This window comes from Paenibacillus sp. CMAA1364 (assembly GCF_054373195.1).
The window spans coordinates 1-940 of record NZ_JBITNB010000063.1 but is presented as its reverse complement, the minus strand read 5'-3'; the positions used below and the strand labels follow the sequence as shown (position 1 = coordinate 940).

Genomic DNA, 940 nt, shown 5'->3' with positions numbered 1-940 from the left:
CCTGACGTTCAAGCAGCTTAAGTGACCAAAGGGAACGGGTCGTCAGACTTAGCTGCTTGAATGTATCGCCTGAAATAACTTCTCTGAAATCCCTCTTGGCGATCAAGGGCGAATGCCCGCAGTAGGAGTGCTGTGTTATGCGTAGTTGCCCCTTCTTCGAGCCACAAACAGCCCTCTTCCACTTATTCCTTGCTCATCAAAATGCACTTCAAGTCCTGCATCTTTAAATGCTTGAATTAACTCTTCCGTTTTAAATAGACCCATTTTATGTTCTTCTGAAAAATATTCTATTCCTGTCTTACTTCCAAATAAATAATCAAATCTTAAAATTGAAATCCGATCTTGCTTGGCTGTGTAAGACATTCTACACATCTTAATATTATTATGCTCTATCGCTAATGTATCTGTTCTACCTTCACTCCAGACTTCTGGAGTAAACCAAGGTTCAACTAGAATTATTCCATCTTCATTTAAATGATCCTTAAATTGCTGTAAGGTCTTAACTACATTATCTAGGGTTTTAACATATCCTATGGAACTGAACATACATGTAACGACATCATATTTCTTTCCTAATTGAAAATCAGTCATATCAGCCGTGAAGTAACTACCCTCAGGGTTTTTAGACTTTGCAATTTCGACAAATTCTAAGTTTAAATCAATTCCATCTACCAAATATTCATCCTTTAAAAAGAGCGCGTGTTCTGCCGTCCCGCAAGCAACATCTAAAACAGTTTTGTAAGTAGATTCTTGCGCCTTGATATAATTTCCAATCAGCTCTGCTTCTTGTTTATAATCTTTAAAGCTATAAATTACATCGTAATATTTCGATGATAATTCATACATTATTATCTCCTCTTTCTCTTCTCTTTAGGGCAATTACGCATAACGTTTGTGCATTCCTGACGTTCAAGCTGCTTAAGTGACCGCAGGGAACGGG

General features: G+C 37.6%; 1 protein-coding gene. It reads right to left on the bottom strand.

What is annotated here, in order from left to right; translation table 11 throughout:
* Positions 1-135: 135 nt before the first annotated feature.
* On the bottom strand, positions 136-846 hold the full coding sequence (locus tag ACH8E3_RS16655; protein ID WP_458633768.1) for a class I SAM-dependent DNA methyltransferase: 711 nt from the start codon (positions 844-846) through the stop codon (positions 136-138).
* Between the last annotated feature and the right edge of the window lie 94 nt (positions 847-940).